General features: G+C 64.9%; 10 protein-coding genes. 6 read left to right on the forward strand and 4 right to left on the reverse strand.

Annotated features, from left to right (window positions below; genetic code table 11):
- Window positions 1-38 precede the first annotated feature (38 nt).
- Window positions 39-1,148 carry an aldo/keto reductase gene (locus QTL98_RS08680; RefSeq protein WP_445681822.1) on the reverse strand — a complete coding sequence of 370 codons (1,110 nt, stop codon included), beginning with the start codon at window positions 1,146-1,148 and terminating at the stop codon, window positions 39-41.
- A 129-nt stretch (window positions 1,149-1,277) separates the two neighbouring features.
- Here QTL98_RS08680 and QTL98_RS08685 point away from each other — a divergent pair, with 129 nt between their 5' ends.
- The 6 genes from QTL98_RS08685 (at window position 1,278) to QTL98_RS08710 (ending at window position 8,062) form a co-directional block, all read left to right on the forward strand.
- Window positions 1,278-2,180, forward strand: coding sequence for a LysR family transcriptional regulator (locus tag QTL98_RS08685; RefSeq protein ID WP_445681823.1), 903 nt, complete (start codon window positions 1,278-1,280; stop codon window positions 2,178-2,180).
- A gap of 88 nt (window positions 2,181-2,268) precedes the next feature.
- On the forward strand, window positions 2,269-2,997 hold the full coding sequence (locus tag QTL98_RS08690; RefSeq protein ID WP_445681824.1) for a CerR family C-terminal domain-containing protein: 729 nt from the start codon (window positions 2,269-2,271) through the stop codon (window positions 2,995-2,997).
- Window positions 2,997-4,007, forward strand: coding sequence for a secretion protein HlyD (gene hlyD / locus QTL98_RS08695; protein WP_445681825.1), 1,011 nt, complete (start codon window positions 2,997-2,999; stop codon window positions 4,005-4,007). The genes QTL98_RS08690 and hlyD overlap by 1 nt, the downstream gene beginning before the upstream one ends.
- A complete protein-coding gene (locus QTL98_RS08700) occupies window positions 4,004-5,776 on the forward strand; it encodes an ATP-binding cassette domain-containing protein (protein WP_445682114.1) in 1,773 nt (590 codons plus the stop codon). The genes hlyD and QTL98_RS08700 overlap by 4 nt, the downstream gene beginning before the upstream one ends.
- A complete protein-coding gene (locus tag QTL98_RS08705) occupies window positions 5,773-6,939 on the forward strand; it encodes an ABC transporter permease (RefSeq protein ID WP_445681826.1) in 1,167 nt (388 codons plus the stop codon). Before QTL98_RS08700 ends, QTL98_RS08705 begins: the two co-directional genes overlap by 4 nt.
- Before the next feature lie 13 nt (window positions 6,940-6,952).
- Window positions 6,953-8,062: an ABC transporter permease gene (locus tag QTL98_RS08710; RefSeq protein WP_445681827.1), complete on the forward strand. Its 1,110-nt coding sequence runs from the start codon at window positions 6,953-6,955 to the stop codon at window positions 8,060-8,062.
- Here QTL98_RS08710 and QTL98_RS08715 read toward each other — a convergent pair.
- From QTL98_RS08715 to QTL98_RS08725, 3 genes are all read right to left on the reverse strand, one after another.
- On the reverse strand, window positions 8,016-10,502 hold the full coding sequence (locus QTL98_RS08715) for a two-component system response regulator (RefSeq protein WP_445681828.1): 2,487 nt from the start codon (window positions 10,500-10,502) through the stop codon (window positions 8,016-8,018). The genes QTL98_RS08710 and QTL98_RS08715 overlap by 47 nt on opposite strands.
- The gene (locus tag QTL98_RS08720) at window positions 10,499-11,857 is read right to left on the reverse strand and encodes a PAS domain S-box protein (RefSeq protein ID WP_510637559.1); all 1,359 of its coding nucleotides are present in this window, start codon (window positions 11,855-11,857) and stop codon (window positions 10,499-10,501) included. Before QTL98_RS08720 ends, QTL98_RS08715 begins: the two co-directional genes overlap by 4 nt.
- A 345-nt stretch (window positions 11,858-12,202) precedes the next feature.
- Complete coding sequence (locus QTL98_RS08725) at window positions 12,203-14,296, reverse strand: O-linked N-acetylglucosamine transferase, SPINDLY family protein (protein WP_445681830.1); 2,094 nt, start codon at window positions 14,294-14,296, stop codon at window positions 12,203-12,205.
- Window positions 14,297-14,329 lie beyond the last annotated feature (33 nt).

A 14,329-nucleotide genomic window follows, 5' to 3' on the forward strand; every position in this document is an offset into this window, starting at 1 on the left:
CTGTTGTTGCCCCGGCGCCCGCCGCCCACTCCGGCTTCTTATGAAGCATCCACACCGGCGCCCGCGCCAGCCGGGATGCTGACCTTCGGGTAATATCCCGCCGGCTTGTCGCTGACGGCGACACCACCATGGATCATCGGCTGCAGCTCGGAGCCAAAGAAGCTGTAGGGGAAGGGAACCGCCGGCGCGCTCACCGCATCGAGCCGCGCCCGCAGCTCTGCCGGCAGGGTGAAATCGAGCGCGGCGAGATTGTCCTTCAACTGCTCCGGACGGGTGGCGCCGATGATGGTGCTGGCAACGCCGGGGCGGCCCGCGATCCAGTTGAGGGCGACCTGAGCCATCGACCGGCCCACCTCATTCGCCACCTGTTCCAGTTCGGCAACGATGCGCCAGTTGCGCTCGGTGAAACGCTTGAAGGCAGGGTTGTCGGAATTGCGCATGGTCTCCAGACGCCCGGCGCCGGCTGCACCTGGCCGGTACTTGCCGCTGAGCAGGCCGCTTGCCAGCGGGCTCCACACCATAAGGCCCATGCCGTGGGCGGTGCCGAGCGAGACGAACTCATGCTCGATGTTGCGCTCGGCCAGTGAATATTCGAGCTGCAAGGCGGCGAGCGGCTCGTACCCGCGTGCCTCGGCGATGCTCTGGGCGCGGGAGGCATACCAGGCCGGCACATTGCTGAGGCCGGTGTGACGCACCTTGCCGGCGCTTATCAGATCGTCGAGCGTGCGCATCACCTCCTCTGGCGGCGTTACCCGGTCCCAGGTGTGGAGGATGTAGAGGTCGATATAGTCGGTGCCGAGGCGCTTCAGCGAGCCTTCGACAGCGCGCAGGATGTTCTTGCGGCCATTGCCGCCGGCATTGGGATTACCCGGCGCGGCGTTGTAGGTGAATTTGGTGGCGATGACGGCCTGATCGCGCAGGCCGCGCTCGGCGATCAGCTCACCCAGCCAGCTTTCGCTGGTACCGCCGGTATAAAGATCGGCGGTGTCGAAGAAATTGCCGCCGGCCGCGACATAAAGATCGACCAGTTCGCCGGCCGTTTTCTTGTCCGCGCCCCAGCCCCATTCCGTGCCGAAGGTCATGGTGCCGAGCGCCAGCGGGCTGACCCGGAGGCCGCTGTTGCCAAGGGTATGGTAGGGCATGGTCATGACGGGAGTCTCCCATAAGGTTCAGTGCCGGGCACCGGCGGGCCGGTGCTGCTGGCAAGGAGAATGGGGCGGACCGCTGCCGGTGATAATCCGCTATAATCGGCATGAACCATGCGATGGATTTCAGTAATGGATCGTGACCTGCTCCCCCATCTACCCGTTGTTCTGGCGGTTGCCCGCCGGCGCAGTTTTGCCGCCGCTGCTGCCGAGCTTGGCATGGGGGCGTCCGCCGTCAGCCATGCCGTTCGGTTGGTCGAGGAGCGGATCGGCCAGCCGCTTTTTGCCCGCACCACCCGCAGCGTGGCACTGACGGAGGCGGGGCAGGCGCTGGTGGCGACCGCAGGGCCGGCCTTGCAGGAGATCGGCGAGCAGCTGGAGGTGCTGCGCTCGGCAGCCGGCGGGGCGAGCGGGCTGTTGCGCCTCAACGTGCCGCGTGTGGCGCTGCCAATGGTGATTACGCCGGTGCTGGCCGTCATGCGGCGGCGCTTTCCCGAAGTGACGGTAGAAGTCTTCAGCGACGATGCGCTGACCGACATTGTGGGGGAGGGCTTCGATGCCGGCATCCGCCTTGTCGAAATGATTGCCGAGGATATGGTTGCAGTACGGCTGACGCCGCCCTTCAGGGCCGTGATCGTCGCCTCGCCGGCTTATCTGGCCGAAGCCGGAAAGCCGGAAAGCATTGCTGACCTTGCCCGGCATAACTGCATCGGCTTTCGCCTGCTGCGCTCGCGCGGGCTCTATCGCTGGGACCTTCAGGACGAGGGCAAGGCCGTGGCGGTGGAGACGGCCGGCACCGCCCATGTGACCGATCCGCTCTATGCCCGCGACCTTGCGCTCGCCGGGATCGGACTCGCCTATATCTTCGAGCCACTGGTGGCGGCCGATATCGCGGCGGGCACCTTGGCCCAGGTGCTGCCGCACAGCGCCATCGAGGAGCCGGGGCTGTTTCTCTATTACCCGCGCCGGGCGGCCATGGCGCCGAAACTGCGTGTTTTTATAGATACTTGCCGTGAAGTTCTGAAGCCACGCTGACCCCTCGTGCAAGGTTCGCCGGGCGAGGGTGATCGCCGGGGGTTTTCACATCTCTTGACTAAATCATTCGTTTGAATGAAATGAAGCCATGAGCGAAATTTCCGATATTTCTCCGGCGGCGGCCAATGCCGAGCGGCGGGGCGATGCCACGCGACAGAAACTGCTGGCCGGCGGCATCGATGTGTTTGGCCGCTACGGCTTTGACGGTGCAAGCACGCGCATGCTGGCCTCGGCGGCAGGGGTCAACCTGCAGGCCATCCCCTATTATTTCGGCGGCAAGGAGGGGCTTTACCTCGCCGTTGCCGACCATATCGGCGAGACGATTGCCGGCCGGGTGGGCGCGGGCGCGCAGCCGGCGCGGGAGCGGGTTGAGGCACTGAAGGCGGGTGGCGCCCCGCTTGAGGCGGAGGAGGCCCGCGCCTTGCTGCTGCCGATGCTGCTGGGCGCGGCCGAGCTCTTCACCAATCCGGACTCCGCGGCCTGGGCGCGCTTCATGATCCGCGAGCAGATGGAGCCGACGGAGGCCTTCCACCGCATCTATACGCGGGTGATGCAGCCGATGCTGGGCATCGCGCGGGTGCTCGTCGGGGTCTTGCTGGACGCACCGGCGGATAGCGAGGCGGTAAAACTGCGCGCGATGTCGCTGGTTGGCAGCGTTTTGATCCTGCGCATAGCCCAGGCGACGGTGATGACCGAGCTTGGCTGGAGCGATTACGGCCCGGACCAGATGGAGATCGTGCGCGCCATGGTGCGCGATCAGGTGATGGCACTGGGACGCGAGCGGGAACCGGCGACAGGCCGGAGCAAGGACGAGTGATGAAAAAACGGGTGATCGTTGCAGGCCTTCTGGTGCTGGTGCTTGCCGGCGGGGCAGGGCTTGCCTGGCAGGAAGGTGTGCCGCAACAGCTGGGCTGGGTGAAGGGCGACAGCCGTGCGCTCACGCTCTACGGCAATGTCGACATCCGGCAGGTGCAGCTGGGCTTTCGTGTGAGCGGCCGGCTGGCGTCGCTGAAGCTTGAGGAAGGCGACAGCGTCAAGGCCGGTGACCTGCTGGCGGTGCTGGATGACAAGCCCTACCGCGATCAGGTGGCTGCGGCAGAAGCGACGGTCGCTGCCAGCTCCGCCACCTATGCCAAGCTCAAGGCCGGGCCGCGTGCGCAGGAAATCGGCGAGGCGAAGGCCGATCTTGCTGCCAAACAGGCGGCGCTGCGTAATGCCCGGCTCTCCTACGATCGCATCAGCAAGCTGCAACCGACGGCAGCCGCCTCCCGTTCCGCGCTCGATGCCGCCCGGGCCGAGCGCGATCAGGCGGAGGCGGAAGTGGCGGCGGCCGAACAGTCGCTCTCGCTGCTGGAGGAAGGCAACCGGGCCGAGGACATTGCCGTTGCGGCCGCCAATCTGGGCGAGGCCGATGCGCAGCTGCAAAGTGCGCACACCGCGCTCACCGATACGGAGCTGAAGGCGCCGGCGGATGGCATCATCCTCTCCCGCGTGGCGGAGCCGGGCGCCATTCTGGCAGCAGGTTCCAGCGTCTATGTGCTGTCGCTGACGAAGCCGGTGTGGGTGCGGGCCTATGTGGGCGAGCCCGATCTCGGGCGCCTGCAGCCGGGCATGAAGGTGACGGTGGCGAGCGACAGTGAGAAGGGGCGGTTTTATCACGGCACTGTCGGTTTCATCTCGCCGGTTGCCGAGTTCACCCCCAAGGCGGTGGAAACGCCGGAGCTGCGCAGCGACCTTGTCTACCGGCTGCGCATCGTGGTGGAGGATGCCGGCCCGGCCTTGCGTCAGGGCATGCCGGTGACGGTGCGCCTTGCGGCGGACAACTGACCATGGCGGATGCCGGAACCGGGCCTGCTGCCGAAGGAGACATTGCCGTCAGGCTGGAGCAGGTGACCAAGCGCTTCGGTGAGGGGGCGCCGGCACTCGATGGCGTGAGCGGGGAGATCCGCGCCGGTGAAATCACCGGGCTCGTCGGGCCGGACGGTGCCGGCAAGACCACGTTGTTGCGGTTGATGACCGGGCTGATGCTGCCGGAAGAGGGGAGGCTCAGTGTTCTGGGCGCCGATACGGCTGAGGATGCAAGGCTGATCCAGACCGCCATCGGCTACATGCCGCAGCGCTTCGGGCTTTATGAAGACCTGACGGTTGCCGAGAACCTGACGCTTTATGCCGATCTGCGCGCGCTGCCGGCGGCAGAGCGGCAGGCGGTGTTTGACGAGCTGTTGCACTTCACCGACCTCAAGCGCTTCACCGGTCGGCTTGCCGGCAAACTTTCCGGCGGCATGAAGCAGAAGCTGGGGCTTGCCTGCGCCCTGTTGAAAAAGCCGCGCCTGTTGCTGCTGGATGAGCCAGGCGTGGGCGTCGATCCGATCTCGCGGCGCGAGTTGTGGAAGATGGTGAAGGCGCTGACGGGAGAGGGCATCGGCGTCGTCTGGTCCACCGCCTATCTCGACGAGGCGGAAGCCTGCGACCGGGTGCTGCTGCTAAACCATGGCAAGCTGCTTTATGCCGGCGCGCCGCAGGGGCTGACCGCCCGGGTGGAAGGCCGGGTCTTTCACCTGACCGGCATGACCGGGCGCCGCCGCCCGCTGCTGGAGCGGGTGCTGGGCGAAGTCGATGTGGTGGACGGGGTGATCCAGGGCGATGCCATCCGCCTGGTGCTGAAAGAAGAAGGGACAGAAAAACCGGACTGGCTGGCGGGGGAGGAGAACCTGTCCCTGAAGCCGGTGGCGCCGCGGTTTGAAGATGCGTTTGTCGATCTTCTCGGCGGCGGGCCGGGTGGCCGGTCGGCGCTGGCCGAGGCGACCCGCAAACGCCCGATAGACGGCGATGAAACGGTGATCGAGGCGGCGGGCCTTACCAAGCGCTTTGGTGATTTTACCGCAGCGGAGGACATCAGCTTTACCATTCCGCGCGGGCAGATTTTCGGGCTTCTCGGCCCCAACGGGGCTGGCAAATCCACCACCTTCAAGATGCTGTGCGGGCTCCTGAAACCTACGGAAGGGCGGGGCCGGGTGGCGGGCTTCGACCTTCGGCGCGATGCCGCTTCCGCGCGCGGGCGCCTTGGTTACATGGCGCAGAAATTCTCGCTCTATGGCGATCTCAGCCTCAAGCAGAACCTTGAGTTCTTTGCCGGCATCTACGGGCTTTCCGGCAAACACCGGCGCGAGCGCATCGGCCTGATGAGCGAGATATTCGACTTTTCCGGCTGGCAGGACATGTCGGCAAAGGAGCTGCCGCTGGGCATCAAACAGCGCCTCGCGCTGGCGGCAGCGGTGATGCATGAGCCGGAAGCGCTCTTTCTCGACGAGCCGACATCGGGCGTTGATCCGATCACGCGGCGGGAGTTCTGGACGCATATCAACGGGCTGGTCGAGCGCGGGGTGACGGTGCTCGTCACCACCCATTTCATGGACGAGGCGGAATATTGCGACCGCATCTCACTGATTTATCGCGGCCGCTCCGTCGCCCTCGGCTCCCCGGATGAGCTGAAGGCGAGTGTTGCCGGGCCCGGGCTTGAACAGCCAACGATGGAGGATGCCTTCATCGCCCTTGTCGAGCGCAGCGAAGCCGGAAACGGGGAGAAGGCAGCATGAGCGGGAAGGTGGACCGCAGCGGCCTTGAGGCGGCGATGCGGCCGGCAGCACGCCTCAAGCGCATCGGCGCGCTCATCGGCAAGGAGAGCAAGCAGATCATGCGCGACCCCAGCAGCATCCTCATCGCGCTGGTGCTGCCGCTAATCCTGCTGTTCATCTTCGGTTATGGCGTCTCGCTCGATGCGCGGCAGACCCGCATCGGCCTCGTAATTGAAAGCCCGAGCGCGGTGACGGAGGAGCTGGCGGCGAGTTTTGACGGTTCGCGTTATTTCTCCGTGCAGCGGGCGAGCGACCGGCGGACCTTCGAGACGGCGCTGGTAGAGGGCCGGGTGCGCGGCATCGTGGTGATCCCGGCGGCCTTTACCGAGGATGTCAGCGCCGGGCGCCAGCCGCAGGTGCAACTGCTGCTGGATGGCGGGGAACCCAACACCGCAAGCCTGGTGGATGGTTATGTGCGCGGCGTGCTGGCCGGCTGGGCGCAGCAGCGGGCCGTTGCCGCCGGGGCGGCGGCCGAGCCTGCCATTTCGGTGGCGCCGCGCTACTGGTTCAATGCCGAGCTGGAGAGCCGCAATTTCCTGGTGCCGGGATCGGTTGCCATCGTCATGACGCTGGTGGGCACGCTGCTGACCTCCCTTGTTATCGCGCGGGAGTGGGAGCGCGGCACGATGGAGGCGATCATGGCGACGCCGGTAACGGCGGGGGAACTGCTGATCGGCAAGGTGGTGCCCTATTTCGTGCTGGCGCTTCTCTCCATGACGCTCTGCGTCGTGCTGGCTGTCTTCCAGTTCGGGGTGCCGCTCAGGGGCTCGCTGATTGCGCTCTATATCCTCTCCGCCACCTTCCTCATCCCGGCGCTGGGGCAGGGGCTGCTGATTTCGGCGGCGACCAAGAACCAGTTTCTCGCCTCGCAGGTGGCGCTGGTCAGCGCCTTCCTGCCGGCCTTCCTGCTCTCCGGTTTTATCTTCGAGATCGGCTCCATGCCGTGGCCGATCCGGCTTTTGACCCATATCGTGCCGGCGCGTTACCTGATCCCCGGGCTGCAGAGCGTGTTTCTCTCCGGCGATGTGTGGCCGCTCTTTCTCACCAACATGGCGGCAATGCTTGTCATCGGTGCGGTGTTCTTCCTCCTCGCGGCGCGAAACTCGCGCAAGCGGCTGCAATAGGAGCGCCCTTGCCATGTGGTTGCGGCTCAAGGCCCTGATCATCAAGGAACTGCTGGCGGTGCTGCGCGATCCGCGCTCGCGCTTCGTGCTCATCATGCCGCCGCTGATGCAGCTGCTCATCTTCACCTATGCCGCGACGCTGGAGGTCAAGAATGTCGACCTCATGGTGCTGAACCGCGACGGCGGCTATTGGTCGGGCGAGCTGGTGCGGCGGCTGGAAGGGGCGCCGACTTTCCGCTCCATCCGCTTTACCCGCGATCCGGAAGCGCTGCACCGCGCCATCGACGAGCAGCAGGTGATTGCCGCCATCGGCATCGATGCCGGTTTTTCCCGCGAGATATCGGCCGGGCGGCCGGCATCGGTGCAGCTCATCCTCGACGGGCGGCGCTCCAACGCCTCGCAGATCGTCGGCAATTATGTCAGCCAGGTGGTGAGCACGCTGGGCGGGGAGACGCCAGCCGGAGAACAGGCGGCGGCCCTGACCCCGGCGCTTGTCGAGCGCAACTGGTTCAACCCCAATCTCGACTATCAGTGGTTCATCGTGCCGAGCCTCATTGCCGAGATCGGCATGCTGATCGCGCTCATCCTCACCTCGCTGGCCGTGGCGCGCGAGCGGGAGCTGGGCACCTTCGACCAGCTGATGGTCTCGCCACTCAGCGCCCGCGAAATCCTGCTCGGCAAGCTGATCCCGCCTTTGCTGCTCGGCCTTGCGCAGATGACATTTTTTGTCGTTGCGGCCGTGTTCTTCTTCAAGGTGCCGCTGCGCGGCGCGCTGCTGCCGCTTTATGGCAGCGGGCTGTTTTTTCTCGCCTCTGTCGTCGGGCTCGGTCTTTTCATCTCGTCGCTGTGCAAGACGCAGCAGCAGGCGATCCTCGGCGCTTTCCTGCTGCTGGTGCCGGCCACCACACTTTCCGGCTTCGCCACGCCTATCGACAATATGCCGGGCTGGCTGCAGCCGCTCACCTATCTCAACCCGCTGCGCTATTTCCTCGTGGTGGCAAAGGGCGTGTTTCTGCGCGACCTGCCGCTCTCGGAGATTGTGCTACAGACAGCGCCGCTGGCGCTCATTGCCCTCGTCACACTTTCTGCCGCGGCCTGGCTTTTCCGGCGGCGGATGGAGTGAGGGTGCGGCGGCGGGCCGACTTGCGGCTTTTGCTGGCGGCGGTGACATAAGCCGCAGCCTCCGGCGGCGGCATAGGCCGCGCATAAAGGAACCCCTGCGATTCCTCGCAGCCATTGGCGCGCAGGAAAGTCTCCTGCTCTTGGGTTTCTACACCTTCGGCCAGAACATACATGCCGAGCTGGTGCGACATGGTGATGATGGTGCCGACGACGGCGCACACCTTGGGATTGGACGGTAGCCCGCTGGTGAAGCTGCGATCGATCTTGACGCGATGGATCGGCAGATCCAGCAGCGATTTTAGGCAGGAATAACCGGTGCCGAAATCGTCAAGCGCGATGGTGGTGCCAAGGGCGGCGAGGGCGGTGAGGGTGGAGGAGCAGGTCTCTTCATCCTGAAGCAGGCTTTCGGTCACCTCTACTTCCAGCAGGCTGGCGCGAATGCCGGTTGCCGTCAGGGCAGCCCTTACGCAGTCCACGACCCGGCCGTCGCGCAGCTGCGCCGCCGAGACATTGACCGCGACCCGGATATCTCCAAGCCCTTCCGCTTTCCACAAGGCGATCTGCCGGCAGGCTTCGCCGATCACCCAGTCGCCGATATCGGCAATCAGGCCAAGCCGTTCGGCGGCGGGAATGATGTCACCGGCCCCCAGCAGTCCGCGCTCGGGATGTTGCCAGCGCAAGAGCGCCTCCAGCCCGTTTACGGTGCCCGTTTTCATGCAGAGCTGGGGCTGGTAGTGCAGGCGGAATTCACCCTCCCGCAGGGCCTGGCGCAGCTCATGTTCCTGGCGGATGCTGACAAGGGTGCTGGCCGTCATCTCCCCGGTAAAGAAGGCATAGCGGTTGCGGCCAGCCTGTTTGGCCGAATACATCGCCGTGTCCGCGGCGCTGATCAGCGTTTCGGCGTCGCCGCCATTGCCGGGGTAGAGGCTGATGCCGATGCTGGCGCTGATGAAAGCCTCGTGTCCGCTGAGCATGAAGGCGGGGGAGAGCGCCTCCAGCAGCTTTTGGGCGACCTGGGCAGCATCCACGGGTTCGTGGATTTCATCCAGGATGATCATGAATTCATCGCCGCCGAGGCGGGCGACGGTATCGCTCTTGCGCACCGCCCCCTTCATCCGGTGGGCGGCAAGGGCCAGCAGCTCGTCGCCGGCGGCGTGCCCGAGCGTGTCGTTGATGGCCTTGAAACGGTCGAGGTCGACAAACAGCACGCCCATACGCGCTTTCTCACGCCGGGCGCGGCGCAGCGATTGTTCCAGCCGGTCCATTGCCAGCAGGCGGTTGGGCAGGCCGGTCAGGGAGTCATAATGGGCCAGATGCGCAAGTTCCGCCTCGACCCGGCGCACCGAGGTCATGTCCGACAGGACGGCAACATAATGCGTAAGCGCTCCGGCGCTGTCGGTAACCGCGGCAATGTGCACGATGGTGCGCATCGGCTCACCGTTCTTGCGGCGGGTTTCCACTTCGGCGCGCCAGTGACCGTCCTGCTTCAGGGCGGCGCGAACCTCGTATTCCGGCAGGTTGCGGCTGGTGGGCAGCTTGAAGAAAGGGCGTTCGGTCAGATCGGCCGCGCGGTAGCCGGTGATGACGCTGCAATTCTCATTGACGGTCGTGACGGTGAAATCGAGATCGAGAATGGCGATGCCGTCCTGCATGACGCCGAACACGGTGGCCGCCTGACGCAGTTTGTGCTCGGTGCAGCGCCGCTCGGTGATATCGCGCACCACGCCGACGATACGTTTTCTGTCGCCCATGCCGCTTGCCGGTTCAAAGGTGCGGCCCTGCGCCTTCAGCCAGCGCCCGCCATAGGCAGCCGCGGTGCGAAATTCCAGCTCCATCTGCCCGCCTTCAGCGGCAAGGCGGGTGAAGGCGGCTTCAACAGCCGGCCAGTCGCGCGGGTCCAGCACCGATGACAGTTCGTCGAGGGAGCGCGGCTGGGCCTTGTATTCCGGTCCAAAGACCTGCCCGGCCTCGTGGCTCAGCATCAGGGCCCGGGTGGCGATATCCACCTCCCACAGCCCCATGCCGGCAGCGTTCATGGCGAGGTTAAGTCGCTCCTGGCTGGCGCGCAGGGCGAGGTCAACCCGGTGGCGCTCCAGCGCCATCTGGATGGTGGCGTGAAGCTCGCGCTCGGAAAACGGCTTCAGCAGATAACCGAAGGGACTGGTTTCCCGCGCCCGGTTGAGGGTCGCCTCCTCCGAGAAGGCGGTCAGGTAGATTACCGGCCGGTCGGAAATGCGGGAGGCGGTTTCAATGCCGTCCATCGGGCCGTCGATATGAATATCCATCAGCACGAGTTCAGGGTCGGTCTTGCCGATCTTTTCAAGAGCAGCGGAGCCGGAGGCGGCAATGTCTGCAACCGTATAACCCAGCTTTTCAAGCTGCCGCTTGAGGTGAAGGGCGACAATGCCCTCGTCTTCGACGATGAGGATGCGGTTGCTCATGGCTTGAAAGGCTCCGCCTGCCCGCTACGGGCCGGAAACTGGAGAGTGAAGGCGGTCGGGTTACGCCGGTTGATGGACAGGCGCCCTTTGAGCTGGGCGGCCAGCAATTGTACGAGCTGCAGGCCAAGGGTGTCGGAGGTCTGGAGGTCGAGGTTGTCCGGCAGGCCGACGCCATTGTCGCTGACGCTCAGGCAAACCTGGCTTTCGGCCAGCTCGGTCTTGAGCCCGATGCGGATCTCGCTGGCGCCGCTGGCCTGATGCTCGGCCGGGAAGGCGTGCTTGAGAGTGTTGGTTACAAGTTCATTGAGGATGAGGCCGCAGGGGATGGCGTCATTGATGGGCAGCAGCACTTGATCGGCCTCAATCACGAGATTCAGGCGGCTCGGATCAAGGTCGTAAGAGGTGATCAGCGTCGGCGCCAGGGTGTGGATGAAGGTGCTGAAATCGACCCGGGCGAAATCCTTGGACTGATAGAGCGCCTGATGGATGAGAGCCATCGAGCGGATGCGGTTCTGGCTTTCGCGCAGGCCCTCGATCACCGAGCGATCGCTGATGCGGGCGGCTTGCAGATCAAGCAGGCTGTAAATGATCTGCAGGTTGTTTTTGACCCGGTGATGGATTTCGCCCAGCAGCAGGTCTTTTTCCTTGAGCGCGGCGTTGATGCGCTCTTCCTTCTGCTTGCGGTCCGAGATGTCGACGATGGCGGAAAGCACCATCTTGCCTTCATCGGTCTCGATGGGATTGAGGCCGATTTCGACAGCGAATTCGCTGCCATCCTTGCGGCGGCCAAAAAGGTCGCGGCCCGCGCCCATGGGGCGGGAGGTAGGGTGGGCAAAAAAACCGGCGCGCTTGTCGGGATGGGTCGCCCGGGCCCTTTCAGGAACGAGCATCTCGATCGGCTGGCCAAGCATCTCGTCACGCGCATAACCGAAAACCCGTTCGGCCTGGGCGTTCACCATTTCGATGCGTCCGTTGCCATTCACCATCACCATGGCATTGGGAGCGGATTCCACCACCTGGCGGAAGCGCTCTTCCATGCGCTTGCGGGCGGAGAGGTCGAGGATGGAGGAGAGTACCTTGGTGCCTTCATCGGTTTCGATGGGGTTGAGGCCGATCTCGACCGGGAATTCGCTGCCATCCTTGCGCAGGGCGTAAAGGTCGCGTCCGGCGCCCATCGGCCGGGAATGAGGGTTGTGGAAGAACTGGTCGCGCATGGCCGGGTGGCCCCTGCGGAAACGCTCCGGCACCAGCATCTCGATCGGCTGGTGCAGCAATTCGCCGCGGTCGTAACCGAAAAGACGCTCGGTCTGGGCGTTGACCATTTCAATCAGGCCGCCCGGCCCGATCATGACCATGGCATTGGGGGCGGATTCCACAACTTGACGAAAGCGCGCTTCGCTTTTTTGCAGCGCATGCTCGATGGTGCTGCCTGGCGCCGCCTGCGGCGTGATTGCGTTGAGACTGGACACGGAATGCTCACCCCCGTCTTGCGTCCCGTTCAAGGCACGCTTCATTGGCGTGATTAGAACCGACGACAGCAAGGGCGCGAATTGCGCATTGGTATAGCGACCAGAAGGCAGTAGTCGATTAACGAATAATGATTATTAAATCCCCGTAATTTTATTCAAATTAACTTCTGTAATGATTTATATTGATTGGATGATCAGTTTAATCACTTGGACGTAATGGTGCTGTTGCCGTTATGGGCGCGGAGTAAAATTTGTAACTGATTCTATAAAGTTACGGGAAAAGCCCCTGGCGTCGCAAAGCGGAGAGCGTGCCATGCGCGAGCGAAGGCCTGCCCGCAGGTCGGCAAGGCGGACGCGATCGGCCGCCAGAGCCCGGGCGACGGTTATGTAGTCTTGCGGCGAAGCGGCCACGAGTTCTTCCAGCCCGAGGCGACTCAAAATGGAGGCCCCGACACGTGCGGCATGCCGATCTCCGCTGAGGGTGATGACCGGCACGCCCATCCACAATGCCTCGCAGGTGGTGGTGGTGCCGTTATAGGGCACCGGGTCCAGCGCGATATCGACCTGGCCATAGGCAGCAAGATGGCCGGCATCGTCATCGACATGGTCGAGGATGATGAGCCGCCCGGCATCGATGCCCACACCGGCCATGGCGGAAAGCAATTGCCGGCGCACCTCCGGGCTGCGGGTTTGCAGCGTCTTGATGAGAAGGCGCGAGCCGGGTACGGCGGCCAGCACCTGCGACCACAGCGCGAGCGTGACCGGCGAGAGTTTGGGGATGGTGTTGAAGCTGCCGAAGGTGATCGGCCCGTCCGTGCCGGCGGGTAGCGGCGCCACCGGCGGGGCAACGGCGGCCGGGGCGTAACAGAGAAAGCCCGAGGGCAGGCGGATCAGCTTTTCGGTGTGGAACGCCTCGGCGCCGGGCGGGTCGGCAATCTCGTCGGTGATGCGGCCATCCATGCTCTTCATGCCGGTGGTGCCGGGATAACCGAGCCAGGTGATCTGTACCGGGGCGGGGCGGCGGGCGAAGGCGGCAAGGCTGCCGCCCGCCATATGGCCATCGGCATCGATGAGGATATCGATACTGCGGCTGGCGATGATCTCGGCCAGCGCCGCGTCGGGCACGCCGGTCACATCCACCCACTCATCGGCGAGCGTGCGCAGCTTGTCGGTGATGGCATCCGGCCGGCCGACTTTGGAGAAGCACACGAAGGTGGCCGCGCCCTTGTCGCGGCCCGCCAGCAGCGGGGCGAGGAAGAAGGCAACCGAATGCCGACGAAAGTCCGGCGAAACAATGCCGATGCGCGGCGGGGTGGAACGGGGTGGGTAATGCCGCGCGGCAGCAAAGGCTGAGCCGGCGGCATCGAGATCGCGCCCGATTTCGAGATGGGCGGCAAAGAGCGCTTCGGGCGAGAGGTCGCTCCGGTAGTTCTGCAGCAGCACGAGGTTGGAGCGTGCCTCGAAGCGCTGCGGCTCCAGCCGTGCCACCTCGGCATAGGCGGCCTCCGCCTCGGCAAGGCGCAGGGAGAGACGGGCAACATCGCCCAGTTCATTCCAGGCCGCAACGAGGCCGGGCTTCAGGCGGGTTGCGGTTTTCAGCGCCTCTTCCGCCTCGGCAAAAAGGTGGCTGAGTTTCAGATAGCGTCCCAGCTCATGCCAGGCTTCGGCAGAAGGTTCGATCTCCAGCGCGCGGGTCGCGGCCTGACGGGCAAGATCAAGCTGGCCAAGTTCTCCGGCCACCCGGCCAAGGCCGCGCAGGGCAGCGGCGGAGCCGGGCTGGGCTGCTGCCAATTGCTGCATCAGCGCCATTGCGTCATCCAGCCGGGCCATGGAGCGCAGCAGGTTGGCATATTCGACGGCAAGGTTGATGGCGTCCGGACGTTTGGTGAGATCAATGCCGGCAAGGGCGCGGGAATAGGTGGCGAGCGCTGCCTCCAGCTGGCCGGTGCGGCGCTGGCCGAGGGCCAGATTGCCGGTCACCACCGGATCTTGCGGGGCAAGGGCAACGGCTTTTTCCAGCGCGGCCAGTGCCCCGGCCTCGTCCCCGGTAGCCAGCCTTGCGGCGCCAAGGCTGGACCAGCCCTGTGCTTCTGCCGGCATCAGCGTCACGCCTTTTTCCAGGAGCGGCAGGGCGCCCGCACTGTCCCCCGCCTGCTGGGCGAGGGAGCCGAGGATGAGTGGCAGGGGACCATCGCCCGGGAAGCTGGCAAGGGCCGGTTTTGCCAGCGCCCACGCCTCTGCCACGCGGCCCGCCAGCGCCTCTGTGCGCACCCGCTCGAAAAGGGGCTGCCAGGCGGTGGAAGCGGGGGGGCGTTTGCTGCTCATGCGCGGTAAGCGCCTCTTGCGGAAAAGAAAAAG

Origin of the sequence: Radicibacter daui, from assembly GCA_030657355.1 — a bacterium.
Lineage (GTDB): Bacteria > Pseudomonadota > Alphaproteobacteria > Radicibacterales > Radicibacteraceae > Radicibacter > Radicibacter daui.